Annotated in this window: 26 protein-coding genes; 15 read left to right on the top strand and 11 right to left on the bottom strand. The window is 70.5% G+C overall.

What is annotated here, in order from left to right:
• The first annotated feature begins 34 nt into the window (after nt 1-34).
• The 4 genes from IPJ78_13140 to IPJ78_13125 all read left to right on the top strand — a co-directional run bounded on the left by IPJ78_13140 (nt 35) and on the right by IPJ78_13125 (nt 5,413).
• The gene (locus IPJ78_13140) at nt 35-1,147 is read left to right on the top strand and encodes a tetratricopeptide repeat protein (GenBank protein MBK7907488.1); all 1,113 of its coding nucleotides are present in this window, start codon (nt 35-37) and stop codon (nt 1,145-1,147) included.
• 146 nt (nt 1,148-1,293) lie between these two features.
• Entirely contained in the window at nt 1,294-2,043 is a 750-nt protein-coding gene (locus tag IPJ78_13135; GenBank protein MBK7907487.1) for an ABC transporter ATP-binding protein, read from the top strand.
• A complete protein-coding gene (locus tag IPJ78_13130; GenBank protein MBK7907486.1) occupies nt 2,040-2,789 on the top strand; it encodes an ABC transporter permease in 750 nt (249 codons plus the stop codon). The genes IPJ78_13135 and IPJ78_13130 overlap by 4 nt, the downstream gene beginning before the upstream one ends.
• A complete protein-coding gene (locus IPJ78_13125; GenBank protein MBK7907485.1) occupies nt 2,789-5,413 on the top strand; it encodes an insulinase family protein in 2,625 nt (874 codons plus the stop codon). Before IPJ78_13130 ends, IPJ78_13125 begins: the two co-directional genes overlap by 1 nt.
• 12 nt (nt 5,414-5,425) lie before the next feature.
• Here IPJ78_13125 and asnB read toward each other — a convergent pair whose 3' ends face one another.
• The 4 genes from asnB to IPJ78_13105 are packed head-to-tail and all read right to left on the bottom strand — an operon-like array spanning nt 5,426 to nt 10,004.
• Nucleotides 5,426-7,381 carry an asparagine synthase (glutamine-hydrolyzing) gene (asnB, locus tag IPJ78_13120; protein ID MBK7907484.1) on the bottom strand — a complete coding sequence of 652 codons (1,956 nt, stop codon included), beginning with the start codon at nt 7,379-7,381 and terminating at the stop codon, nt 5,426-5,428.
• Between the two features lie 18 nt (nt 7,382-7,399).
• Nucleotides 7,400-8,125: a DUF2461 domain-containing protein gene (locus IPJ78_13115; GenBank protein MBK7907483.1), complete on the bottom strand. Its 726-nt coding sequence runs from the start codon at nt 8,123-8,125 to the stop codon at nt 7,400-7,402.
• Nucleotides 8,126-8,129: 4 nt separating this feature from the next.
• On the bottom strand, nt 8,130-9,479 hold the full coding sequence (locus IPJ78_13110) for a M20/M25/M40 family metallo-hydrolase (protein ID MBK7907482.1): 1,350 nt from the start codon (nt 9,477-9,479) through the stop codon (nt 8,130-8,132).
• Nucleotides 9,480-9,539: 60 nt separating this feature from the next.
• On the bottom strand, nt 9,540-10,004 hold the full coding sequence (locus IPJ78_13105) for a cyclic nucleotide-binding domain-containing protein (protein MBK7907481.1): 465 nt from the start codon (nt 10,002-10,004) through the stop codon (nt 9,540-9,542).
• 91 nt (nt 10,005-10,095) lie between these two features.
• Between IPJ78_13105 and IPJ78_13100 the strand changes: the two genes are divergently transcribed.
• Nucleotides 10,096-10,698 carry a hypothetical protein gene (locus IPJ78_13100; GenBank protein MBK7907480.1) on the top strand — a complete coding sequence of 201 codons (603 nt, stop codon included), beginning with the start codon at nt 10,096-10,098 and terminating at the stop codon, nt 10,696-10,698.
• A gap of 56 nt (nt 10,699-10,754) precedes the next feature.
• On the opposite strand, the gene IPJ78_13095 is transcribed toward IPJ78_13100, so the two are convergent.
• Complete coding sequence (locus IPJ78_13095; protein MBK7907479.1) at nt 10,755-11,087, bottom strand: hypothetical protein; 333 nt, start codon at nt 11,085-11,087, stop codon at nt 10,755-10,757.
• Nucleotides 11,088-11,230: 143 nt separating this feature from the next.
• Here IPJ78_13095 and IPJ78_13090 point away from each other — a divergent pair, with 143 nt between their 5' ends.
• Nucleotides 11,231-11,986 carry a thioredoxin domain-containing protein gene (locus IPJ78_13090; GenBank protein ID MBK7907478.1) on the top strand — a complete coding sequence of 252 codons (756 nt, stop codon included), beginning with the start codon at nt 11,231-11,233 and terminating at the stop codon, nt 11,984-11,986.
• Between the two features lie 76 nt (nt 11,987-12,062).
• Here IPJ78_13090 and acs read toward each other — a convergent pair whose 3' ends face one another.
• Complete coding sequence (gene acs, locus IPJ78_13085) at nt 12,063-14,027, bottom strand: acetate--CoA ligase (protein ID MBK7907477.1); 1,965 nt, start codon at nt 14,025-14,027, stop codon at nt 12,063-12,065.
• Nucleotides 14,028-14,338: 311 nt separating this feature from the next.
• Here acs and IPJ78_13080 point away from each other — a divergent pair, with 311 nt between their 5' ends.
• From IPJ78_13080 to IPJ78_13055, 6 genes are all read left to right on the top strand, one after another.
• A complete protein-coding gene (locus tag IPJ78_13080) occupies nt 14,339-14,668 on the top strand; it encodes an STAS domain-containing protein (protein ID MBK7907476.1) in 330 nt (109 codons plus the stop codon).
• A gap of 96 nt (nt 14,669-14,764) precedes the next feature.
• Nucleotides 14,765-15,463, top strand: a complete 699-nt coding sequence (gene ccmA / locus IPJ78_13075; protein ID MBK7907475.1) for a heme ABC exporter ATP-binding protein CcmA — start codon at nt 14,765-14,767, stop codon at nt 15,461-15,463.
• Entirely contained in the window at nt 15,460-16,152 is a 693-nt protein-coding gene (locus tag IPJ78_13070; GenBank protein ID MBK7907474.1) for a heme exporter protein CcmB, read from the top strand. Before ccmA ends, IPJ78_13070 begins: the two co-directional genes overlap by 4 nt.
• 4 nt (nt 16,153-16,156) lie before the next feature.
• On the top strand, nt 16,157-16,855 hold the full coding sequence (gene ccsA, locus IPJ78_13065; protein ID MBK7907473.1) for a cytochrome c biogenesis protein CcsA: 699 nt from the start codon (nt 16,157-16,159) through the stop codon (nt 16,853-16,855).
• A gap of 3 nt (nt 16,856-16,858) precedes the next feature.
• Entirely contained in the window at nt 16,859-17,008 is a 150-nt protein-coding gene (locus tag IPJ78_13060; protein MBK7907472.1) for a hypothetical protein, read from the top strand.
• A complete protein-coding gene (locus IPJ78_13055; protein ID MBK7907471.1) occupies nt 17,005-17,547 on the top strand; it encodes an inorganic diphosphatase in 543 nt (180 codons plus the stop codon). Before IPJ78_13060 ends, IPJ78_13055 begins: the two co-directional genes overlap by 4 nt.
• Here IPJ78_13055 and IPJ78_13050 read toward each other — a convergent pair.
• The 3 genes from IPJ78_13050 to IPJ78_13040 all read right to left on the bottom strand — a co-directional run bounded on the left by IPJ78_13050 (nt 17,544) and on the right by IPJ78_13040 (nt 19,733).
• Nucleotides 17,544-18,164: a DUF1707 and DUF2154 domain-containing protein gene (locus IPJ78_13050; GenBank protein MBK7907470.1), complete on the bottom strand. Its 621-nt coding sequence runs from the start codon at nt 18,162-18,164 to the stop codon at nt 17,544-17,546. The genes IPJ78_13055 and IPJ78_13050 overlap by 4 nt on opposite strands.
• Nucleotides 18,161-18,763 (bottom strand): flavin reductase family protein, encoded by a 603-nt coding sequence (locus tag IPJ78_13045; GenBank protein ID MBK7907469.1) that lies wholly within the window; start codon nt 18,761-18,763, stop codon nt 18,161-18,163. Before IPJ78_13045 ends, IPJ78_13050 begins: the two co-directional genes overlap by 4 nt.
• Before the next feature lie 694 nt (nt 18,764-19,457).
• On the bottom strand, nt 19,458-19,733 hold the full coding sequence (locus IPJ78_13040; GenBank protein MBK7907468.1) for a zf-HC2 domain-containing protein: 276 nt from the start codon (nt 19,731-19,733) through the stop codon (nt 19,458-19,460).
• 154 nt (nt 19,734-19,887) lie between these two features.
• Between IPJ78_13040 and IPJ78_13035 the strand changes: the two genes are divergently transcribed.
• Both IPJ78_13035 and IPJ78_13030 read left to right on the top strand, forming a co-directional pair.
• Complete coding sequence (locus tag IPJ78_13035; protein MBK7907467.1) at nt 19,888-20,508, top strand: hypothetical protein; 621 nt, start codon at nt 19,888-19,890, stop codon at nt 20,506-20,508.
• Between the two features lie 10 nt (nt 20,509-20,518).
• Nucleotides 20,519-21,706 carry an aminopeptidase P family protein gene (locus tag IPJ78_13030; protein ID MBK7907466.1) on the top strand — a complete coding sequence of 396 codons (1,188 nt, stop codon included), beginning with the start codon at nt 20,519-20,521 and terminating at the stop codon, nt 21,704-21,706.
• Between the two features lie 31 nt (nt 21,707-21,737).
• Here the strand turns inward: IPJ78_13030 and IPJ78_13025 are convergent, their stop codons facing one another.
• Nucleotides 21,738-22,658, bottom strand: a complete 921-nt coding sequence (locus tag IPJ78_13025) for a protoheme IX farnesyltransferase (protein ID MBK7907465.1) — start codon at nt 22,656-22,658, stop codon at nt 21,738-21,740.
• Nucleotides 22,655-22,909: a hypothetical protein gene (locus tag IPJ78_13020; protein ID MBK7907464.1), complete on the bottom strand. Its 255-nt coding sequence runs from the start codon at nt 22,907-22,909 to the stop codon at nt 22,655-22,657. Before IPJ78_13020 ends, IPJ78_13025 begins: the two co-directional genes overlap by 4 nt.
• 58 nt (nt 22,910-22,967) lie before the next feature.
• Here IPJ78_13020 and IPJ78_13015 point away from each other — a divergent pair, with 58 nt between their 5' ends.
• Complete coding sequence (locus IPJ78_13015; protein MBK7907463.1) at nt 22,968-24,353, top strand: amino acid permease; 1,386 nt, start codon at nt 22,968-22,970, stop codon at nt 24,351-24,353.
• The last annotated feature ends 64 nt before the right edge of the window (nt 24,354-24,417 follow it).

Below are 24,417 nucleotides of genomic sequence, written 5' to 3'. Positions count from 1 at the left end.
CGGGTCCCCCCTTGAGCCTGAGGTCACTCGCCCGATGCCCTCTCCGTTCCTGAGTTCCGAGGAGTACGACGAGCGCGCGCACCAGCTCTACAACGAGGGGAACTACGACGAGGCCCTGACGATGCTCCGCGAGGGGCTCGGCCTCTATCCCAACGCGGTGGAGCTGCACGTGGGCGTGGGTTACGCCCGCCTCGCGCGCGACGAGTTCGCCTGGGCGCGCAAGGCGTTCGAGGAGGCGCTCGTCCTCGACCCGGAACACGAGGATGCGCTCGCCGGCCTGGGCGAGACCCTGCTGCGCTTTGGCCAGACCCCGCAGGCGATGAAGACCTTCCGCCGCATTCTCGAGCTCGGCTATGCCGACGACATCGAGCTCATGCTGCAGGTCGGGCGCGCGCTGTTCCGCGAGGGCCTCATCGCCGAGGCGAAGGAGTACTTCGAGATCGCCGTGCAGCAGGTCCCCGAGAACGCCGAGGCCGTGGCGATGGTCGGCTACGCCCAGCACCGCCTCGGTGACGACATCGGCGCCGAGGAGACGCTCAAGAAGGCGCTCCAGCTCGACCCCGACCACAGCGAGGCGCGCATCTACCTCGGCAACCTGCTTTACGATCGCGAGCAGTTCGAGGCGGCGCTCTTCCATCTCGAGCGGACCAAGCCCGAGGAGCACTGGGATGAGCTCGGCATCTGGCGCCTGATGGAGCTCAAGAAGTCGCACCTCCGCATCCGCGACGACGATTCGTCGCTGCGGATCTGGGAGGAGCGGCTCACCGAGCTCGCGCCGCCGGTGGATCCGATCGAGGAGATGCTCGCCGAGATCGAGGCGCGCGCGAACGAGTCGGCGCAGGAGGAGGCGCGATCGCAGCTCGAGCTGTTCGGCGCGTTGCTCGCCGACCTCGGCGAGCAGAAGCAGGCGCCCGACCTCCACCGCGTCGTCGGTCGCGACGGGCGTCGATACGACGGCTCGTGGGAGGAGATCGTCGGCTTCATGCGCGACGCGAGCCCGGGCCCGAAGGACCGCTCGCTCGAGGAGTTCATGCAGGCCGAGGCGCGCCGCGGCTTCGCGATCACGGGCATCCTCATTCCCACACGCGACGCCGAGAGCTTCCTCCGGGCGAGCGCCGACGCGGGCCTGCTGCGGATCGTCCACTGATCCGTTTCGCAGGCGTCGGCAAGACATACCGCTCGCTCCTCGGCCGCGCCACGCGCGCGGTCGAGGGGGTCTCGTTCACCATCGCTGCCGGCGAGGTCGTCGGCATCGCCGGGCCGAACGGGGCGGGGAAGAGCACGCTCATCGCGATGCTCCTCGGCCTGATCGAGAGCGACGAAGGGACGGTCGAGGTCGATGGGATCGCGCCAAGACGGTTCATCGAGCGCGAGGGGGTCGCCTACCTGCCCGAGTTGATGACGCTCCCCTTGTCGTGGGGCGTCGAGGAGGCACTCGACCGGCTCGCGTCGCTGCAGGGGATCGCGACAGGCGCGCGCCTCGGCGAGCGCGAGCGGGTGATCGAGGCCGTCGGCATCGGTGAGCACCGGGGCAAGCGACTCAAGGCGCTCTCCAAGGGGAACCTCCAGCGCGTCGGACTCGCGCAGGCGCTGCTCTCGCCGCGTCGCGTCGTGGTCTTCGACGAGCCGACGCACGGGCTCGATCCGGTCTGGACCGCGCGGTTCCGCGAGCTCGTCGGTGGCCTGCGAGCCCCGGACCGCGCGATGCTCATCGCCTCGCACAATCTCGATGAGCTCGAGCGGCTGTGCGACCGGGTCGTGATCATCGACCAAGGACGCGTGCAGCGCATCGTCGAGGTGCGCACGCACGCGGGCGCTGGCGGGGAGCGGCGGTGGCGCATCCAGTGTACCGCCGGCGCGGAGGCGCTCGTAATGCTGCTGCCGCGGGCCACGCGTGCCGGCGATCTGGTCGAGGCCACGGCGGACGTCCCCGCACTCAATCGGGCCCTCGCCGCGGCCATCACGCAGGGGACGCTCGTCGTCGCGGTGGCGCCTGCCGAGTCCTCGCTGGAAGAGGCCTTCCGCTCGGTGGTGCGCGGATGAGCACCACGGCGCTCCTCGCCTACACCCGATGGCACGCGCGCGACGCGTTCGTGCGCGCGATCTCGCCCGTCGCGATCTTCGCCGCCCTTGCGTTGCTGAACATCTGGGGGCTCGCGAGCCGGTTCAGCATGGTGGAGATCCGCGACACCGGCGAGCTGCATGACGGCGTGCAGCGCTTCTACGACCAGATGATGCCTCTCGCGATGACGCTCGGGGCGCTCACCGTGGGCAGCGGGTTCGTGGCGGTCGATCGCGAGCGCGGCCATGTGCGCTTCCTCTTCTCCACCCCCATCGTCGCCTGGCAGTACTACCTGCTCCGCCTCGTCGTGGGCATGCTGACCTTCACGGCGGCGTATGCGCTCGTGCCGCTCGGCTTCGGCTGGTTCGTCTTCGACGTCCCGGTCCTCCCCGTCCTTGCCTCCGCGGCGCTGTACGCGACGGTCTTCGGCTCGCTCGGCATCCTCGCGGGGGCGCTCACGCAGCGCGACGGTGCGGTGGTCATCGTCACCACGCTCCTGAGCATGTCACTCCACCTCATCGTGCGGGCGGGCGCGCCAGGGGTGCCCGCGTGGATGGTGTGGGCGGAGCGCATCCTGCCGCCGATCGCCACCGCGGACGTCGTTCGGACCGCCTGGCTCGCGGGTGCCGCGCCCGACGCGGCGGACCTCACCCGCGTGCTAGGTTACTCCGCTGCCATGCTCGTCACCGCGCTCTTCACCATCCACCGCGCCCCGCTCGTCCGCTGATGTCGCGCCTGCACGCCGTCCTTCCTGCCGACTCGGTGCGCCGGGTCCGCCTGCCGAACGGGCTGACGATCCTCGCACGGCGCGATGCCAGCGCGCCGGTCGTCTCGATCGTGACCTGGGTGAAGGCGGGGTACTTCGACGAGTCCGACGACGTCGTGGGCATCGCGCACGTGCTCGAGCACATGTACTTCAAGGGCACGCCGACGCGTGGCGTGGGCGAGATCGCGAAGGCCACCAAGGCCGCCGGCGGATATCTCAATGCCGGCACGATCTACGACCATACGCACTATTACACGGTCCTCCCGGCGTCCGGCTTCCTGCAGGGCCTCGAGGTGCAGGCCGACGCCTACGCCAACTCGATCATCGACGCCGAGGAGCTCGCGCGCGAGCTCGAGGTCATCATCGAGGAGACCAAGCGCAAGGAGGACACCGCGTCCGCGCTCGCCGTCGAGACGCTCTTCGCGCTGCTGCACGACCGGCATCGCATCCGCCGGTGGCGCATGGGACGCGAAGCGGGGTTGCGCGCGCTGTCCCGCGACCAGCTCGTTGCGTTCTATCGCAACCACTATCGACCGGGCAACACGGTCGTGGCGATCGTCGGTGACGTCGACCCCGATCTCATGGTGCGCGAGGCCACGCGCCTCTACGGCGGGCTCGCCGACGCGCCCGTCGTGCGCTCCTCGGGGCCGGTGGAGACCGTCGCACCGGGGTTCCGCGCGCACGAGTGGGAAGGCGACATCGCGCAGGCGGAGCTCGTGTTCGGCTGGCGCACGCCCGCGATGCTCCACGCCGACACGCCGGCGCTCGACGTGCTTTCCACCGTGCTCTCCGGCGGTCGCGCCTCGCGCCTCGTGCGCGCCGCGCGCGACCGTCGCCTGGTCTCGAGCGTGAGCGCGTACGACTACACGCCGACCGAGCTCGGCGTGTTCGTCGTGCATGCCGGCGCCCGCGCGACCGACCTCCCGGCGGCGGCACGCGCGCTCTGGGATCAGCTACGCCGCGTTCGCGACGGCGAGGTCAGCGCGGCCGAGATCGAGCGGGCACGATGCCTGCTCGAGGCCTCGTGGCTCCGTCGACTCGAATCGGCGGATGGCCAGGCGAACTTCCTCGGCGCCTGGCAGTTGCTCGGCGACTGGGAGTCCGGCATCGCCTACCATGATGCTCTTCTCGCCGTCGATGCCGCGCGCATCACCGAGGTCGCGAATCGGTGGCTCGACCCGCGCGAGGCCTCGGTCGTCTGCTATCGCCCGCGAGGGACGCCCCCCCTCGCCACCGACGTCAACGCGCTCCGCACCTTGCTGGAGACGGAGCGACCCGCGCCCATCGAGCCGAGCGCGGCACCGGTCGCCGCGCCGGCCCTGCGCGGACCGGGTGCGCGGCTCGAGCGCGTCGTCGACGGAGTGCACGTCTTCCGCACCGCGACTGACGTGCCCGTGCTCGTCCGCCGCCGCCCCGGCGCTGCGCTCGCGCATTTCGGCTGCTTCGTTGACGGGGGGGCGATCGACGAGTCCGAGGCCAATGGCGGCATCACCACGATCATGGCGCGCGCGGCCCTTCGTGGCACCGCCCGTCGAAGTGCATCACGGCTCGCCGAGGACGCGGAGCTCCTGGGGGGCACGCCGAGCGCGAGCGCGGGTGCCGAATCGATGCAGTGGTCGATCGGCGTCCCTGGACGACAGTTCGCCGCCGCCGCCGAGCTCCTCGCGGATCTCGTGCTCGCACCGGTCTTCCCCGAGGAGGGCATCGAGGCCGAGCGCGCCGTGGCCAAGGCCGCGCTCGCGCAGCTCCGGGACGACATGTATCGCCAGCCCATGCGCCTCGCAGCGTCCGCGGCCTGGCCCGGGCATCCCTACGGCCGCTCGACCCTCGGCTCGGAGGAATCGATCGCCGCACTCACGCGCGATGCGGTCGCGCGATGGCACGCCGACCAGGTGCCGACCTCGGCGGCCCTGCTCGCGGCCGTCGGGGACTTCGATCCGCAGGACGCTGCGGACATCCTCGCCAAGCGCTTCGCCGGATTGCGCGCCCGTGCACCGCGCACGATCGTCGCGCCGCCATGGCCGGAGCGCGCGCAGCGCGTGGTCGAGGCGCGCGACAAGGCGCAGACGGCCATCGCCTTCCTCTTCGACGGGCCCGGCGCGACGGACGAGGCGCGCTTCGACGCCGAGATGCTCGGTGCGGTCGCGAGCGGACTCGGCGGGCGCTTCTTCGAGGAGCTCCGCGATCGGCAGTCGCTCTGCTACGCCGTGCTCGCCCGTCCCTACGTGCGGCGTGCGAGCGGGACCTTCGGTGCGTACATCGGCACGTCGCCCGAGAAGGAGGAACAGGCGGTCTCCGGCCTGCTCCGCGAGTTCCAGCGGCTCGTCGACGACGAGGTCACCCCGGAGGAGCTCGATCGCGCGCGACGCTACGCCATCGGCGCGTGGCAGATCCGGCGGGCGTCAGGGGGGGCGGTCCTCGGCGACATCGCGGATGCGTGGCTCACCGGCGACCTCGGCGGCATCGCGCGCTATCCTGCCGATCTCGCGGCGGTGACGCCCGCGCGGATGCGCGCGGCGGCGCAGCGATGGTTCGATCCCGCACGCCTCGTCGAAGGGATCATCCGCGGTCGCGCCAAGGGCTGAGCGCGTCGCCGCTCAGAGGGTCGGGCGCCACTCCCGCCACCACGCGAGCAGTTGCAGCACGGCCCACATCGCGTGGCCGTTCCCCGCGCGCCCTTCGCGCACGCGCGCCCACTCTGCCCGTACCGCGTCGGCGCGCAGCACCGGGACCTGCGCGAGCGACCCTTCGCTCAGCAGCTCCTCCGCCCAGGGCCGCAACGGCCCCGTGAGCCAGCCGCGCACCGGCATCGTGAACCAGCGCTTCGGCCGCTCCCAGAGCGCGCGCGGCACACGCTGCGCCAGCACCTCGCGGAGGATCCACTTCGTCACGCCGCGCCGCACGCGCATCCCGTGCGGCAGCGTCCACGCGAATTCGAGCAGCCGATGGTCGAGCAGCGGCGCGCGGACCTCGAGTCCCACCGCCATCCCCGCGCGGTCGATCTTCTGCAGCAGGTCGTCGGGGAGGTAGGTCAGCTGATCGGCGAGCATCATCCGCTCGGCGAGCGCGAGCCGAGGATGGCGGCCGAGTACCGCGAGCAGCCGGTCCGGCGCCGCCGCGGTCGTGTCGAGCAGCACTGCCGGATCAAGCCATGCCGACCGCAGGGACCGATAGCCCTCGAGCGCGTCTCCCGCGGCGAGGAGATGGCCCACCTTCTGCAGTCGCTCTCCGATGAGCGGTGGGCGCTTGTCGCGGGGCACCGCGGCGAGCAGTACGTTCGCGATGGCGTCCCACGTCCCGGCGCGGGGTGCGAGCAGTGCCGCGGCCGCGGGGCGTCGCAGCGCGGACGGCATCGCCGCCACCCGCTCGAGCAACTTCCGTCCCTGCTCGTATCGCGTGTAGCCGGCGAACACCTCGTCGCCCCCGTCACCGCAGAGCGCCACCGTCACGTCACGACGCGCCAGTCGGCAGAGCAGCACCGTCGGGATGACCGACGGATCGGCGAGCGGCTCGTCGTAGATGCGCGCGAGATCGGGTACCACCGCCATCGCCTCCGCACCACCGACGCGCAGCATGGTGTGGCGTGTCCCGAGGTGCGCCGCGATCCGCGCCGCCGTGTCGGTCTCGTCGATCGCGTCATCATCGAAGCCGATCGTGAAGGTCCGCACGGGCTCGGGGGCCACCTCCTGCATGAGTGCGACGGTGAGCGCGGAGTCCACGCCGCCGGAGAGGAGCGCTCCGAGCGGCACGTCGGACTCGAGTCGTTCGCGCGTGGCGAGCCGGAGCAGATCGGTGAGGCGCGTCATGGCGTCCGCCTCGTTGGTGAGTCGCGCGCCGGCCCCGGCATCCGCCACGCGCTCGGCCTCCCACCACGGCTCGCTCTCCGGGAGCGGCGCGGCCGCATCGGTGAGCGTGAGGAGATGGCCCGGCGTCAGCTTGATCACATCCCGGTAGATGCTGCCTGGGGCCGGAACGTAGAGGTAGCGCGCGTATGCTGATAACTGTGAGGGGTCGACGCGGCGCGCGAAGTCCGGGTCCGCGGCGAGGGACTTGAGCTCCGAGGCGAAGAGCACGAGCCCTGGCGCGCGGTACACGAAGAGCGGCTTCTTCCCGAGGCGATCGCGCACGAGCGTGAGCGATCGTGCCGCCGCGTCCCAGAGTGCGATCGCGAACATCCCGGCGAGTCGCGGCAGGGCGGCGCGCACGCCCCACTGCTCCACGGCGGCGAGGATGACCTCCGTGTCCGAATGCCCGCGGAAGGCGTGGCCGAGCGCCGCGAGTTCCGTGCGCAACGCGCGGTGGTTGTAGATCTCACCGTTGAACGCGATCACGAACCGGCCGCTCGCCGAGCGCATCGGCTGGTGTCCGGCGGGCGAGAGGTCGAGGATCGAGAGGCGCTGGAACCCGAGCCCCAGGCCCGCGCTGGCGTCGACGAAGGCGCCGTCGTCGTCGGGTCCGCGATGGCGGATCGGCGTGCGGAGCCGCGTGACCGCGGCGTCGAGCGTGGCGCGCCGGTCAGGGCGCGTCGTCAGGATCCCGGCGAGGCCGCACATCGCGGGGCGCCCTCGCGCCTACCGCGACGTCGCGGAGGGGAAGCCGAGCGCGCCGTTCAGCCAGCGCACGAGCGGCAGCAGGGCGGCGTAGTCCTTCATGAGCGTGTCCACCAGCTTCGGTGACACCACCTCCGCGTCGGTGAGGGGCCGAGAGGCGGTGAACGAGTTGAAGCGCAGCCAGTGGCCGGCCGGATGGTCCGGCACCCAGCCGCGCGGCACCCGCGTGAGGCGCACGCCGGGTTCGTCGTCGCTCAGGCCGCCGAAGCGCTTCGCGAACGTCGGTGCCTTCAGGATCCGCTCGAAGGCCTTCTGCTCCTCCACGATCCGCTCGCGCAGCACGTTCAGGAGCGGGCGCGGCGGCATCCAGAAGCCCGCCGCGACGAGGGAGGCGCCCGGTTCGAGATGGAAGTAGAACCCCGCGCCGCCGTGCGCGTCGCGTCCCACCCCGCGCCCGGCATCGCGATGGAAGACCCAGAGCGCCGCGTGCGTCTTGTATGGCGACTTGTGCTTCGAGAAGCGGACGTCGCGGTGGATGCGGAACAGTGCTCGCTTGGGCGGCGCGACGAACTCCGGTGCCACGGTCGCGAACCGCACGTCGAGCTCCTCGGCCAGCAACTTGAGGGGGCGGAGCACCTCCTGCTCGTACGCGGGGCGGTGCGCCTCGAACCACGGCTTCTCGTTGTGCTTCCTCAGACCGCGCAGGAAGGTGAGCGACTGCGGACGGAAGCTCGTGAACGCGCTCACCGCCTCACTCCTGCGGACGCCGCTGCTGCGGGTTCTGCAGTCGCGGGCTCCCTGCCGCCCCGACGACCGTCGTCAGTGAGCGGTGGCCGTCCGCACCGATCGCACGCACGCCGACCCAGACGTCGTCCAGTTGCTCGTCGAGCAGGAACTCCGTCACGTTCCCCGTCGGCACGATGCGCGTATAGGTCGGCGCCGTGGTCCGACGCACGAGCAACTCGTAGCCGGTGGCGTTCGGCACCGCCGACCAGCGGATCGTGAACGACTGCCCGCCCGAGGCCCCGCGGCTGTCGCGCGCATAGTTGGTCGAGTCGGGTCGCGCGGGCGCGGCCGCGAGCGAGACCACCGTCGCGAGGTTCAGCCGCGTGACGCGTGCGACGTACGGGAAGTTCACGTCGTTCAGCGCGTCGGTCGGGAGGTGCTGCCGCTTGTAATTCTCCAGCCGTTCGGTGAAGCGGAGCGCCGGCGCCCCACGTTCGTGGAACGGCCGATGGTCGCCGCCGCGGCCCAAGCGGTCGAGCCGCAGGATCGGGATCACCTCGAAGTTCGGCTGGTACACCGCGCCCGTCGCCCAGACGTAGCGCGCGAGCTCCGGGCCGCCGAGCGCCAGGGAGTCCACGGCGAAGGCGCGCACCGACATCGAGTCCACGCGTCCGTCCTCGGCGGTGATGTTCCCCACGATGTCGTCGGTGAAGGCCGCGGTGACGCGCTTCCCCTCGCGCTTCAGCCGCTCGGCGAACTGCGTCGACCCGAGCAGTCCCTGTTCCTCGCCCGTGTAGAGGATGAACGCGATCGTCGCATCGAAGCCGCGCGGGAAGTGCTTCGCGACCACGCGCGCGGCCTCCATCACCGCGACCGTGCCCGAGCCGTCATCGTCCGCGCCCGGCGCGTCCGCGATGGTGTCGAAGCTGCCGCCATTGGGCACGCTGCAGATGCACGAGTCGTAGTGCCCGCCGATCACCACCACGCGCATCGTGTCGCGCCCGGGGAGCCAGGCAACGACGTTCGCGAGATGCACCGTCGGGCGCGCCGCTGATCGTCCGACGACCGCGCTGCCGGTGTCGTACTCGACCTTGAGGCACCCGCCGCAATCCTTTGACGCCTGGATCAGCTGCGCGTGGATCCACCGGCGCGCCGCCCCGATTCCGCGCGTCGAGGAGAGCGTGTCGCTGAGGGTGTTGCGCGTCCCGAACGCGACGAGCATGGAATCCGACGCGCGCAGCCGCGCGGGCGACACGTCGGCCATGGCGGCGACGATCCGCGGATCCTTCTGCAGTCCGAGCGTCGACGGCGCCTGCGCCCCCGCAGATGAGAACGCCGCGACGAGGGCCGCGGCGAGGAGAGACTTGCGTCGCATCGTACTGGGATTGGTGTTGGCTGCCTGCTGCCTTCTTCGTTCGGCCTTCTTCCTTCCGTCTCAGAACATCGACATCGCCAGGAACGACCGCAGGCTGTCGTTCGTCGCCCGCAACCGTCCCGAGAGCAACCGCGTGCACGACCAGAGCACCTTGTACGCGATGTCGCGGTTGAAGTCGAGCAACAGCTCGAAGTCGCTGCGCGAGATCGTCAACACCTTCGTGCCGCCGTTCGAGATCGCGTCCGTGGAGCGCTCGCTGCGGTCGAAGACCGACATCTCGCCGAACAGCGCACCCGGCTTGAGCACCGCGAGCGCCTCCTCGCCGCTCCCCGGCACCACGCGCGAGATCCGCACGTCACCCGAGACGATGAGGTAGAGCCGGCTCCCGGCCTCCCCTTCCTTGAAGATGTACTCCCCGGAGACGAACTCCTGCGTGCGACAGACCTCCGCGACGCGCGCGAGCTCGCCGTCATCGAGGTCCTGGAAGATCGCAACGCCGCGCAGCAGCGCGACCGTATCAGCCATCGTTTCCTCGGGGAACCAGGGGACTAGAGGCGAAGCTACCGGGGGGCGGGGACAGTGGCAAGCCGAACCGCCCCCAGGATAGCATTCGGGCATGCTCCACGATCCCACGCCGCCCTGCCGGTCGCACCTCCTCCGACGACGCGGAACACGACGTGCCCGCCAAGGCGGGAGCATCCGTGCGCTCGGTGCCGCGCTCGCACTGACGCTCGCACTGACGCTGGCACTCGCGGCCCCGTCCGCGGGGGCGCAGGAGGCCGTGTCCGCGCTTCCGCAGTGGGAGGGGCATCTCGTCAGTGTCCTCTCCCCCGACGCCGGCGTGCTCGGGGGGCTTGGCGTCAACCTGCGTGCCGGGTGGTACGCGCGCGTCGGGCTCGCCGCCTCCGCCGGGGCCGTCCGGGCAGGGGATGCGTGGGTGGGGCGTCAGCGGCTCGACGGCACCGCCCGCTTCCTGTTCGATCCATTCGCCGAACGCGCACGTGGATTCTACGCAGGCGCCGGGATCGGCGTGGAGCGGCGCGACGACGGATCCACCCGTGGGCTCCTGCTCGGCGTCGTTGGGCTCGAGGGCGCCACGCGGCGGCAAGTCGGAGTCCGCACGACGGTTCCGAGGTTCGTGCCGGCGGTCGAGCTCACGCTCGGCGGCGGCGCGCGGCTGGGCGTCGTGCTCCGAGGGAGACGACGCCAAGGGCGGTGACCGGGTGGCCGAACGACAGAGGCCCCGGAGCGACGCTCCGGGGCCTCTGTCGCGCGTTACGCCGCGCTCACCGTGTCGAGCTCGCCCGCCGTCGCATCACCCGCGTCGGTCGGGAGCTCCGCCGCCGGAGCGGCCTCGGGGGCGGTGCGCTTGGTCGGGGCAGCGAATCGCTCGCCCAGGGTGCGCAGGTCCCCGATCTCCTTCTTGCCGAGCTCATGATACCGCTCGGTCATGTACTGCATGGTCTCGTCGAACCATTCCTTCATGTGCTCCGGCTCGGAGCCGACGACACCGCAACGCATGATGTGCTGGAACAGCTCGTCGCGCGCCTGATCGAACGCCGACGGCGGGGCGGCGGCCGGACGGCCGCGGTTTCTCTGTCTGCTCATCTCGTCCGGATGGAGGGTCGTGGACGGGGGTCCCGTCCGCAGGGGAAAGCTAATCAGGAGGACACGCTTCTCCTACCCCGGACCCCCCGGCTGTGTAACTTTCGGGGAATCCCGTAGACCGGTCACCCCGGCGGAGAAACCCAGTGGCGAGCTCCAAGCGTAGCAACTCCAGATCATTCGGCACCATCCTCGCGGTCGTCGGCCTCGTCGGCGTGATCGCCCTCGTCGTCGTCATGTCCCGACCGCCCAAGGTCATCGCCCTCGTGCCCGGGTCCGGGGCCAACCTCGGTGCCCGAGGCGTCGTCGTCGGCAGCGCGGATGCCCTCGTCGAGGTCGTCGAGTTCGCCGACTTCGAGTGCCCGGGATGCGGCTATTTCGCCACCATCGAGGAGCCGGACATCATGGCCCGCCTCGTCGCGACGGGCGAGATGCGCTTCCGGTTCATGGACTACCCCCTCTCGATGCACCTGAACGCCGTCGCCGCGCACAACGCGGCCGCCTGCGCCAACGATCAGGGCAAGTTCTGGGAGATGCACGACGCGATCTATCGGAACCAGGACAAGTGGAACGGCCAGGCGACGCGCGATCCCAAGAAGCCCCTCAAGCAGCTCGCCAAGGACGCCGGGCTCGACGTCGGCAACTGGGAGACCTGCTTCGACTCCGGGAGCAAGCTCCCGCAGATCGACGCCAACCGCGCCGAGGGCGAGCGGCTTCGGGTGAGCTTCACGCCGTCGTTCAAGATCGGTGACCAGATCATCCCGGGCAGCCTGACCTACGACCAGATGCGGCAGTACGTCGCGGCTGAGAAGGTGCGGCTGATGGCGAACCAGAGCCTGCAGACGGGGAAGCCGGTGTCCGTGGACGACGCGAAGAAGACGGTGGTGCCGGCGCGGAACTGACGCAGCGGCTTGCGTGACGTGGGGCCCGGCGCCATCGGCGCCGGGCCCCGCGTATGTCCACGCCCCGGAGGACGACTCAGCCCTCCTGATCCTCGTACTGCGCTTTGAGCGACGCGACCACGCTCGGATCCGCCAGCGTCGTCGTGTCCCCCAGCGCCCGTCCTTCGGCGATGTCGCGCAGCAGGCGCCGCATGATCTTCCCCGATCGCGTCTTCGGCAGGTCCGCCGAGAAGAGGATGTCATCCGGCCGCGCGAGCGCACCGATCTTGGTCGCCACGAACTCGCGCAACTCGTCGCGCAGTTCCGACGACTTCGTGAAACCGTCGCGCAATGTCACGAACGCGCACACGGCCTGGCCCTTCAGTTCGTGCGCCTTGCCCACCACGGCGGCCTCCGCCACCGAGGGGTGCTCGACCAGCGCGGACTCCACCTCCATCGTCCCGATCCGGTGACCGGCGACGTTGAGCACGTCGTCCACGCGCCCGAGGATCCACCAGTAGCCGTCGTCGTCGAGCTTCGCGCCGTCGCCGGCGAAGTAGAGGTCGGGCCGGCCCGGCCACTTGGAGAAATAGGTCTCCACGTACCGCGCATCGTCGCCCCAGATCGTGCGGAGCATCGAGGGCCACGGCTTCGTGAGGGAGAGGAGGCCGCCACCCACGGGCATCGCCTCGCCAGCGTTGTTGAGCAACGTCGCCGTGTACCCCGGCAGCGGCTGCGTCGCACTCCCCGGCTTGGTCGCCGTCACCCCAGGCAGCGGCGAGATCACGATCGATCCCGTCTCCGTCTGCCACCAGGTGTCGACGATCGGGCACCGCGATCCGCCGATGTGCTCGTGATACCACATCCACGCTTCCGGGTTGATCGGCTCGCCCACCGAGCCCAGCAGCCGCAGCGAGGAGAGGTCGTGCTTCCGCGGGTGCTCCACGCCCCATTTCATGAAGGCGCGGATCGCCGTCGGCGCCGTGTAGAGGATGGTGACCCCGTGGCGCGCGATGAGCGACCAGAATCGGTCACGCTCCGGCCAGTCGGGCGCGCCCTCGTACATCACGCAGGTTGCCCCGTTCGCCAGCGGACCGTACACGAGGTAGGTATGGCCGGTGATCCACCCGACGTCGGCCGTGCACCAGAAGACGTCGTCCTCCTTGAGGTCGAACACGAACTTCGTCGAACTTGCCGCGCCCACGAGGTAGCCGCCGGTCGTGTGCACGATGCCCTTCGGCTTCCCCGTCGTGCCCGACGTGTAGAGGATGAAGAGCACGTCCTCCGCGTCCATCACCTCCGGCTCGCATTTGTCGTGCGCGTGCTGCATGAGGCGATGGTACCAGTGGTCGCGTCCCTCGACCATGTCGACATGCGCTTCGGTGATGGGCCCTGACGTGCGGCGCTGGACGACGACCACATGCTTCACCGTGGGGCACTCCTCGAGCGCCTTGTCGGCGTTGCGCTTGAGCGGGACGATCTGGCCTCGGCGGTATCCGCCATCGGCGGTGATCACCACCTTCGCCTGCGCGTCGTTCATCCGGTCGCGCAGCGACTCGGGACTGAACCCGCCGAAGACCACCGAGTGCACGGCGCCGATGCGCGCGCAGGCCAGCATCGCGATCGCCGCCTCGGGGACCAGCGGGAGATAGATCCCCACGCGATCACCCTTCTGCACGCCGAGGGACTTGAGGACGTTCGCGAAGGTCCGGACCTCGCGGGCCAGCTCCCAGTAGGTCAGCGTGCGCCGGTCGCCCGGCTCGCCTTCCCACACGATCGCTGCCTTGTTGCGCCGCGCGCCGCTGAGATGCCGGTCAAGGCAGTTCTCTGCGACGTTCAGCTTGCCGTCGACGAACCACTGGGCGTGCGGCGGCTGCCAATCGAGCGCCCGTGACCAGGGCGCGCGCCACTGGAGTGTGCGCGCCTGTTCGGACCAGTAATGGATGGGGTCGAGGGCTGCGGACTCGTGCAGCGCACGATCCTGCACGTGGGCTTCCCGTTGGAAGTCGCTCGGCGGCGGGAAGCTCCGCGTCTCGCTGAGCAGGACGGAGATGTCGGTCATGGGACAATGGTATGAAGGCCCAGCCGGGTTGGGCAGGCCGCAGCGACAGGTGTCGCGCGTCACGAATGCCGAGTGATGCACGAAGTGTTGCGAATGATTACACCGTCTTGTAAAGTGTCGCAACAGCCGCGCAATCCGCGAAATCCGCTGGGAATCACGATGTGATAGCCGTTTAATTCACTGCAATATAAAGACTTAGCTCATGGTGTCTGTTGGCACAGTTCTCGCTCCTTGTCTCCCTCGAAAGCGCAGAATGCCACATCGGCGAGTGCGATCGATGGAACGGCTCTCCCCTGCGCCGGAGGACACTGATGACCCGTTCGACCCTGATCCCCTCGGAGGCCACTGTGCAGCCGCTCGTCGCGCCCTTTCGACTCACTTCGGACCATCGCCTCGAGTTCCGGCGCGCGGTCCTCGAGTCCTTGGAGGCGGCCGCCGCCAGCGGCGATGCGCGCGTGGCCATCGACCTCGCCCGCACGATCGAGATGGATGCCAGCGGACTCGGCGTCCTCGTCCTCCTGCAGAAGCGCGCCCGTGAGCGCGGCATGCGCACGGAGCTTGTCAACACTCCGCGCGCAGTGCAGGACATGCTCCAGATGACGCGCCTCGATTCGCTGTTCGATCTCGCGACCCGCGCCTGAGCCGGCGGCGTACCATGCGGGCGCGGCCAAGTCCGTTCCGCGAAGGTGGCTCTGGCACTACCCTTCACGGATGAGCGGATCCGGGGGGAACGCACGATGACGGCGCGCGTCGAGGCCGCGGGATTGGTCCGCGCCTTCGGGGCGCGCCGCGCCGTCGATGGCCTCTCGTTCTCGCTCGGGCCGGGCGACTGCCTCGCCCTCTTCGGTCCCAACGGGGCAGGCAAGACGACGGCCCTCCGGCTCCTCGCCGGACTCCTCTCGCCGACCGCCGGCACCGCGTCCATCGAGGGCGTTGCCCTCCCCAAGCCCGATGCCCGTGCCCGGGTCGGACTCATCTCCCATCGCGGGATGCTCTACGAGGCGCTCACCGCGCGCGAGAACGTCCGGTTCTCGGCCCAGTTGCATGGCCTCGTCGATCCTGACGGCGCGACCCAACGGGCCCTCGAGCAGCTCCGGGTGGCCGACCGCGCCGACGTGGCCGTACGGGCGCTCTCGCGAGGACTCCAGCAGCGCGTCGCCATCGCCCGCGCGATCGTCCACGCGCCGGACGTCCTCCTCGCGGACGAGCCCTACACCGGCCTCGACGAACAGGGCGGGGCCGCCCTCACCGCCCTGCTGCGCGAGCGTCGCGACGCGGGGGCGGCGCTCATCGTCGTCACGCATCACCTACACGAGGGGCTCGCGCTCGCCACGCACGCCGCGATCATGCGCGCCGGCAGGTTCGCGCGGTTCGAGCGCGCGGAGGGCCTGGAGCGCGACCGGTACGCTGCCGACTATCGCGAGCTCGTCGCGTGAGTGCGCGTACGCCCGGCGTCCTCGCGGCCGCGTGGATCGTCGCCCGGAAGGATCTCGCGATCGAGTTCCGCACGCGCTCGGCGTTCCTCTCGGCCCTCGTGCTCTCGCTGCTCTCGATCGTGATCTTCTACTTCGCCTGGGATCCCACCGCGATCGGGGCCGCCGACCTCGCACCGGGCGTGCTCTGGGTGACGTTCACGTTCTCGGGGCTGCTCGGGATGCACCGCTCGTTCGGTGTGGAACAGCACGACGGCGCGATGGATGCGCTCCTCGTCGCGCCGGTGCCGCGGGAGGGGCTCTTCCTCGGAAAGGCGCTCGCGAACCTCGTCTTCGTTCTCGGCGTTCAAGCGGTGGCGCTGCCCGCCGTCGCGCTCTTCTACAACCTGCCCATCGGTCCAGCCTTCGGGGCGCTCGCGCTGCTCATGCTCCTCGCCTCCGTCGGGCTCGTCGCGGTCGGAACGATGTTCGCGGGCATGACCGCCAACACACGGCTCGCCGAGCTGCTGCTGCCGGTGCTCGCGATGCCGTTCTTCGTGCCGATCGTCATGCCCGCAGCGAAGGTCACCGCCTCGCTCCTCGGCGGGCGGCCACTCGAGGAGGCCTTCGCCTGGTTGCGCATCCTGCTCGCGTTCGACCTCGTCTTCTCATACATCTGCATGCTGCTGTTCCCCCTCACGCTCGACGACTGATCGGATGACCTCCCCCGCCCAGCCCGCGCGCCGCGCCGGCCCCGACTGGTTCCTGCTCGCCGCCGCCGCCGCGATGGCCGCGGCGTTCGCCCGGGCGATCTGGTTCACGCCACCCGAGCGACTCCAGGGCTACGCGCAGAAGATCTTCTACGTGCATGTCCCGTCGGCCTGGGTGGCGTTCCTCGCGTTCGGCTGCACCGCGCTCGCCGGGGCGTTCTGGCTCTTCCTGAAGGACCCGCGGCTCGATCGCTTCGCGGAGAGCTCGGCCGAGGTCGGCGTGATCTTCACCACGGGCGTGCTCGTCTCGGGGCCGCTCTGGGGCAAGCCGATCTGGGGCGCCTGGTGGGTCTGGGATGCGCGACTCACCCTCACGCTCTTCCTCTGGTTCCTGTACCTCGGCTATCTCGTGTTGCGCGGCGTGGTCCCTGAGCGCGAACTGCGGGCGCGCTACAGCGCGATCGTCGGCATCCTCGGGGCGGTCCTCATCCCGTTCATCCACCTGAGCGTCTACCTCTTCAACACGCAGCATCCCATGCCGGTGGTCGCGAATCCGGCGGGGATCCAGATGCCGGGGGTGATGGTGAAGACGTTCTTCCTCGCGCTGGGCGCCTTCACGCTGCTCTACGTCGCCCTCGTCCGCGCGCGCTACGCGCTCGCGGCGGAGCGTGACGCCCTCGACGACGACGCCACCGCGGAGCGCTGACCGATGCCCGACAACGCCGCCTACTACCACGCCGCATACCTCGTGCTCGGGGCACTCTACGCGGGGTATACGCTCTCGATCGTGCTGCGCCGGCGAGCCCTCGACGTGCGCCGCGCCCGACAGGATGCCGCACGCCAAGGAGGGCGCGCATGATCCACCCGTGGAAGGACCTGCCCGCGGGCAAGCATCCCCCCGAGGTCGTCACCGCGGTGATCGAGATCCCGCAAGGGGCCCGCAACAAGTACGAGCTCGACAAGGACTCGGGGATGTTCCGCCTCGACCGGGTGCTCTACTCGGCCGTACACTACCCCGGCGATTACGGGCTCATCCCGCGCACCCTGCACGAGGACAACGACCCGCTCGACGTCCTCGTGATGATCAAGGAGCCGACCTTCACCGGGTGCCTGATCGACGTGCGCCCGGTGGGTGTGCTCAAGATGCTCGACAAGGGCGAGCCGGACGACAAGATCCTCGCCGTCCCCTGCGATGACCCGGCGCACGGCGAGTACTTCGACATCGCCGACCTGCCGCAGCACTACCTGCGTGAAGTCGAGCACTTCTTCGCCATCTACAAGGACCTCGAGGGGAAGCGCGTAGAGCTTCTCGGCTGGGAGAAGAGTGACGTCGCGATGCGCGTGATCGAGGAGAGCATCGTCCGGTACGCCGAGGCGTACCTCTCGCAGGGCCCCTAGCCGAGGAACTTCTTGAGCTGGATTCGCCAGCTCTCGAGTCGTGCGGCCTTGGGCAACGTGGTCTTCACGACGATGCTGCCGAAGAGGGCGCTCCCGCGCACGCGCACCACCGGCGCTTCCGGTAGGCCGCGCTTGGACTTGTCGGTCACGTCGCCGAGCATCGCCGAGGCGTCGACGTCCGCGTTCAGGCCGGGTGGCAGCAGGACCTTGCACTCACCGAAGAGCACGTCGAGGTCGAGCGTGATGCCCTCGAGCGGGATCTCCGCCTCGCGGAGGTCGAGCAGCATCGAGCCGAAGACCACGCGCCCGAGGATCATCGGCGCGGGGACCCAGTAGCCCTCCTTCTTGACCTCGGCGAACACGGACAGATAGCGCTTCTCGCCGGGGGCGAGCGCACCGGTGGGCGTGGGCGCGGCCACCTGGTAGAGCGGCACCGGTGCGAGCGACGTGCGCGGCAGCGCCGGCAACCCGATGAGCACCGTCCGCAGCTGGTCGGCCGAGTCGGCCTTGTACACGCGCTCGAAGCGCGACTCGAGCTCGCCCGTGGTGAGGTGGTCCTGCGCGTAGTGCGCGCACAGGGTCTGGACGGCCTGCTCGCGTTCGACCTCGAGACTCATGTGACCACCCTCCCATAGCGGCCGCGGAAATAGAGCAGCGGATCGCCGTCCGCCACGTCCGCCTCCAGCACCTCGGCGACGACGATCACATGGTCCCCGCCTGCATGACGCTCGACGATCCGGCACTGCAGCCGCGCGAGCGCGCCGTCCAGCAGTGGTACCTCCCCGGCGCCGCGCGTGACCTCGAGGCCGGCGAAGCGGTCCGACTCCGCGCCCGCGAAGCGGCGCGACAGGTCCTCCTGCGCCGACGACAGGACATGCACCGCGAGATGCGTCGCATGCTGCAGCGGTGAGGCCATCGAGGCGTCGCGGTCGACGCAGACGAGCACCATCGGCGGCTCGAGCGAGACGGCGGTGAAGGCCGTCGCCGTCATGCCGAGGTCGCGCCCGTCGTCGGTACGCGTGGTCAGCACGGTGATCCCCGACGCGAAGCGCGAGAGCGCGGCGCGGTAGGTCGCCGGATCGATGGCGGCCCGCGTCACGCGACCATCCGCGAGAGTCCGACGGCGGCGAGCGCGCCCACCGCCGTCGCGAGGAGGTTCACGGTGTCGTTGGTCATCCACCGGAGACCGCGGACGTGGTGGGTGCGGTATTGGCATGTGTGGACGCGGCGTTCGGTCCACGTACGGCACTGCTCGCACCAGCGTTTCGATTGCAGGGCGGCGCCGAGCAGGCTGTCGGCGAGACTCCCGAGCACGCCGGCCGTCGTGAGTGCGCCCACCGCGCCGATGGCGGACGCGGTGAGGGGCATCGACGCGGGTGTGGTCAGCGCGACGCCAGGCAGGGCCACCAGCGCGGCCGCGACGACGCTCGCCGCCGCGCCCGCCAGGGTGACGCCTCCCGACATGCCCGGCTCGACCTCCGCGAAGGTGAGCAGGTGACGGGGCATCCCTCCCCAGAGCGTGCCGATCTCCGTCGCCCAGGTGTCGGCCGCCGCGGCCGCGAGCGCGCCGACGGCCGCCACGTGCAGGAGCGGTTGCTCTCCGAGCGTGCCGAGCAGCGCGAGCGCCGTGAATAGGCCCCCGTTCGCACCGACCTGCGCCGCGTTCCGGGCCTGCGCGTCGGGAAGGACGGACGCGGTCCGCGACGCCTTCGTCGCCGCGCCGACGCGCGTGAGCGCGGACGAGACCACGAAGTAGCCAATGAGTAGCAACGCCCAGCCCCAGCCCGCGACGGCGGCGAGGGTTCCCACCACGAACGCCGCCCATTGCCCGCGAGGCGTCAGGCTCCCGGCGCGCTGGGCTGCGCCCGCGATCACGCCGGCGAGGAGGGCCCCGAGGAGCCCGCGGAGGATCAACGAGTCCGAGATCCGCGCACCGCCTGCAGGATCCCGTGCACGCGAGTCCGCAGCGTCTCTGGGGCATGGGTCCGTTCCCCGATCCGCTGCAACCGCGCGCGCCGCGCGCGCGCCAGCGCGAGCAGGCCCGCGCACGCGCCGCACCCCGCGGCGTGCGCCTCGGTCCGGGCGATCGACAACGCATCCGCCTCGCCGTCCACCACCGCATGCAGCACGGCGTGAACAGCGTGACAACCCTCCAGGGGCGCTGCGTCGGATGGGGAGAAGTGCATGGGGGGAATGGGGATTCTGCCCGATTCCCCGCCGGACGCGCAAGCGCGGAGCGGGGAGCCTCCCCATGAACGCCGGTCCCCGCCGATCGGTGCCGTGCGGCCGCGCCGCCGGACCATTAGCTTGCTCCCCGGTTCCCCACCCTCAGCCCCGCGCATGTCCACGACCGTCGATCCGCTCGTCCCGCTGGTGCTGCTCGAGGCCGTCCGTGCCGTGGACATGCCCGATGGTGACCTCGAGGCGGAGTTCGTGGACGAACTGCGCACCAAGCGCTTCGGGCTCAGCGATACGGTCCTCGCGCAGATCCGCCGCTACAACGAGGCGGTCAAGCGCGGCCAGCGTCTCCCCTTCGAGGAGGCCTCGGGCATCGCGAAGCTGATCGGGCGGCGACCCGACGCCGAGGCGGTCTTCCGCGAGGCCGGACGCGTGCTCGCCCGGATGACGTACGCGCGGATCCCGGGCCCCACGCGCGCGCTGGTCCGCTCGCTCCCGACGCTGCTGGCACGGCCGCTCGCGCTCCGCCATCTCCGTCGGATCGGCGCGCGATTCCTCGCGGGGTCGGTGCGACGCGTAGGCGCGACGATCCTGCTCGACGTGCCCGGCTCGCCGATGCTTGACGCCGCGCCCCGACAGGCCGGCTGCGCCTTCTACGAGGCGATCCTGCGCGAACTCATGCAGCTCCTCGTCGGCGGCGTCGGCGCCGTGGAGCACGTCCGCTGCGCGTCCCGTGGCGAGAAGACCTGCGAGTGGCGCGCCGAGTGGCGCTCCATCCGCTGAGCGAGGTCCCATGCTCACCCCCGCGAGCCTTCCCGCCCTCCAGTCCGCCCTCGTCGAAGCCGGCCTCGACGGCTGGCTCCTGTACGATTTCCGTGGATTGAACCCCGTCGCCGGTTCGCTCCTCGGCTTCCACGGGATGGTCACCCGTCGGATCTTCTGCTGGCTCCCTGCGACCGGTACGCCGGTGGCGATCACGCACGCGATCGAGCAGGGGCCCTGGGCCGACTGGCCGACCGAGTGGCAGAAGGTGGTCTACAGCTCGTGGGAGGTCTTCGAGGCGTCGCTGCCGCCGCTCGTGCGGGGGAAGCGGATCGCGATGGAGTATTCGGCAGGGGATGCGGTGCCGGTCGTCGACCGCGTCCCCGCGGGCGTGCTCGAGATGGTACGGGGGGCCGGCGCCGAGGTGGTGACGAGCGCTGAGCTCGTCACGCGGTTCTTCGCGGTCTGGAGCGAGGCGGAGATCGCCTCGCATCGCCGGAACGCGGAGCAGCTTCGCGAGATCGCCCTCGAGGCGTTCGCGCGGATCGGGAAGTCCGTGCGTGCCGGGTCTCCGCTGCGGGAGCACGAGGTCGCGGCACAGATCCGCGAGGCCTTCGTCGCGCGCGGGCTCGAGGCGGATCATGGCCCGATCGTCTGCGCCTCGGAGAACGGGGCCAACCCGCACTACGAGCCGTCGGAAGCGTCCCCACGGGCCTTCCGCGAGGGCGACGTGGTCCTGATCGACCTCTTCGCGACCGCGCCAGGAGGGAGGGGGATGTGGGCGGATCAGACGTGGATGGCGAGCATCGGCGCGCCGTCGGCGCGCGCCGTCGAGGTCTGGACCGCCATCCGCGACGCGCGCGACGCGGCGATCGCGCTGCTCGATCGCAAGCTCGCGGCGGGCGAGGCGGTGCGCGGGGGTGAGGCGGACGACGCGGCGCGCGCCGTGGTCGTTGCGCGCGGCTTCGGGCCGTACTTCACGCACCGGACGGGCCACAGCATCGACGCTCGCGGCCTCCACGGCATGGGCCCCAACATCGACAACCTCGAGACGCGCGAGACGCGAGAGCTCGTCCCGGGAGTCGGCTTCTCCATCGAGCCGGGGATCTATCTCGCCGGGGAGATCGGGATGCGCACCGAGGTGAACGGCTACGTCGATCGCGGCGGACGCCTCGTCATCACACCCGCCGAGATCCAGCGCGACCTGATCGTCGTGTAGCGCGACCCGACGCGGCCGACGGTCGCCCGGCTCAGCGCCCGAGCCAGTCGACGAGGTGCCGGTCGATCACCATCGCGAGGAAGATGAGCGCGAGGTAGAGGAGCGAGTAGCCGTAGACCCACCAGGCCGGCTTCACGTAGTCGGCGGCCACGCGCACACGGTGCACGCCGTGCAGCAGGAAGCCGCCGAGCACGAGCGCCATGACGAGGTAGGGGAGGCCGAAGGCACCCCACGCGACCGGCAGGACGGTGAGCGCCACGAGCAGGATCGTGTACCACCACATCTGCGTGATCGTCTCCCGCTCGCCCCAGACGAGCGGCGCCATCGGGACCTTCGCGTTCCCGTAGTCCCGCTGTTTGTTCAGTGCGAGTGCCCAGAAGTGCGGCGGCGTCCAGTAGAAGACGATGAGGAAGAGGAAGAACGCGGTGAGGTCCAGTGACCCCGTCACCGCGGCCCAACCCACGAGCGGCGGGAAGGCGCCGGCGGCCCCGCCGATGACGATGTTCTGCGGCGAACTGCGCTTCAGCCAGCGCGTGTAGACGAAGACGTAGAAGTAGAAGCCCGCGAGCGCGAGCGCGCCGGTCAGGACGTTGACGAAGGTCGCGAGCATCCAGGTCGCGGCCGTGGCGATTAGCACTCCGAAGGCGAGCACGAGGCGCTCGTGCATCCGTCCGCTCGGGATCGGCCGCAGCTTCGTTCGCGCCATCACGTCGTCGATGTCGCGGTCGAGATACATGTTCACCGCGTTGGCGCCACCGGCCATCAGGTAGCCGCCGAGCATGACGAGCAGGACGATCTGCCAGCTCGGGTCGCCCGCCACGTACATCGGGGCGGCCGTGGTGACGAGGAGGAGCGAGATGATGCGCGGCTTCGTCAGGGTGACGAAGTCCTGCAGCAGCGTCCGTTCCACCGGGACCACGGGCACGGGGGCACCCGGCGCGGCCGTGCTCATGACCGGATCTCCCCGGGGACCGTCGGCAGTTCGATCTCGACCGAGGGCGGCGCCATCGTCGCCCGCCACGACAGGAAGAGGACGAGCGCCAGCACCAGCGCCGGACCGACCGCGAATGTCCACTCCAGCACCGGGCGCTCCGGGGCCGCGGCGCGTAGCACGCGGGCGGAGGAGCGCAGGATCATGACCTGCGCCACGACGACCGCGGCGGTGGCGGACCAGAACAGGACGGCGATGAGGACGGCGGGCATCGGTGAATTATCACCGGCGCCCCTCGCCGGAGGGAGCCCCACGGCGTACTTTCGGCGGATGAATGCCACCCCCCCTCCCGCGACCCTCGAGCGCCGCCTCGGACTCTGGAGCGCGATCGCGGTCGTGATCGGATCGACCATCGGTTCCGGCATCTTCCGCTCGCCGGCCGGCATCGCGGACAAGTTGCCCGGCCCGCTGCCCATGCTCATGTCGTGGGTCGCCGGCGGCATCTTCGCCATTTGCGGCGCCCTCACGCTCGCCGAGGTCGCGAGCGCGCTCCCGCAGACGGGCGGGGTCTACGTCTTCGTCCGGCAGGGCTGGGGGCGGGTCCCGGCATTCGTCTTCGGCTGGAGCCAGCTCGTGATGATCCGTGCCGCGTCCCTGGGCGCGATCGCGATCACGTTCTCTGAGTACTTCTGGCGCGTCAGGACCGGCTCGGCCGCGTCCGACGAGCAGGCGATGATGGTGCGGTACATCGCTGCTGCCGCGATCCTGCTGACCGGCGTCTTCAATATCGTGGGCGTCCGCGTCGGGTCGGCCTTCACGAACCTCACCGTCGTGGCGAAGTACGGCGGACTGATGTTCATCGTCCTGGTCGCGTTCGCGGTCGGATTGCCGCAGACCGGCGGGTTCTACACGCCCGCCCTGCCGGAGGGGAGCTTCACGATTCCCGCCTTCGGGCTGGCGCTCGTGAGCACGCTCTGGGCATTCGACGGGTGGGCCGACCTCTCGTACAACGGGGGGGAGGTCCGGGACCCGCAGAAGAACCTGCCGCGCGCCTTGATCGGCGGCACGCTCATGGTGATCACGATCTACCTGCTGGCGAATCTCGCGTATCTGGCGGTCCTGCCGATCGAGGAGATCCGCATCTCCAAGCTGGTCGCGGCGGACGTCGCGCAGAAGGTGATCGGCCCCGCGGGCGTGGTCTTCGTGTCGGTCACGGTGATGATCTCGACCTTCGGGACCTTGAACACCGTGCTGCTCACGAGCCCGCGGGTGTTCTTCGCGATGGCGGCCGACGGCCTCTTCTTCAAGTCGGTCGCGGCGGTGCATCCGCGCTTTGGGACGCCCTGGGTGGCGGTGTCGCTCACGGCCCTGATCGGGGCGACCTTCGTGCTGCTCCGGAGCTTCGAGCAGCTGGCGGACGCGTTCGTCACCGCGTTCCTCCCGTTCTATTTCCTCGCGGTCGCCTCGATCTACCGGCTCCGCGGGCGGGCGGACTATCAGCCTGCCTTCCGGTGCCCGGGCTACCCGGTCGTCCCCGCGATCTTCATGGTGGCCGTCCTCTATCTGCTCGGGAATGCGCTGGTGCAGGAATCCAGCCGCTGGCAGACGCTCGGCGTCTTCGGCGCCTGCCTGACGGGGGTGCCGCTCTACTATTTGACAGTCGGCCGGGGGCGGGGGCCTGAGCTCCGGGCAGGGGATGGGGGAGGGGACCGGTAACGATCCGGTCCCGGCAGGACCCGGGCCGGAAATCCGCCTTGGACGAATCCGGTCCGGATGCACT

The organism is Gemmatimonadota bacterium (assembly GCA_016714015.1).
GTDB lineage: Bacteria > Gemmatimonadota > Gemmatimonadetes > Gemmatimonadales > Gemmatimonadaceae > Pseudogemmatithrix.
Note: the sequence above shows the minus strand (reverse complement) of the source record. Positions and strands in the feature narration are given on the sequence as shown.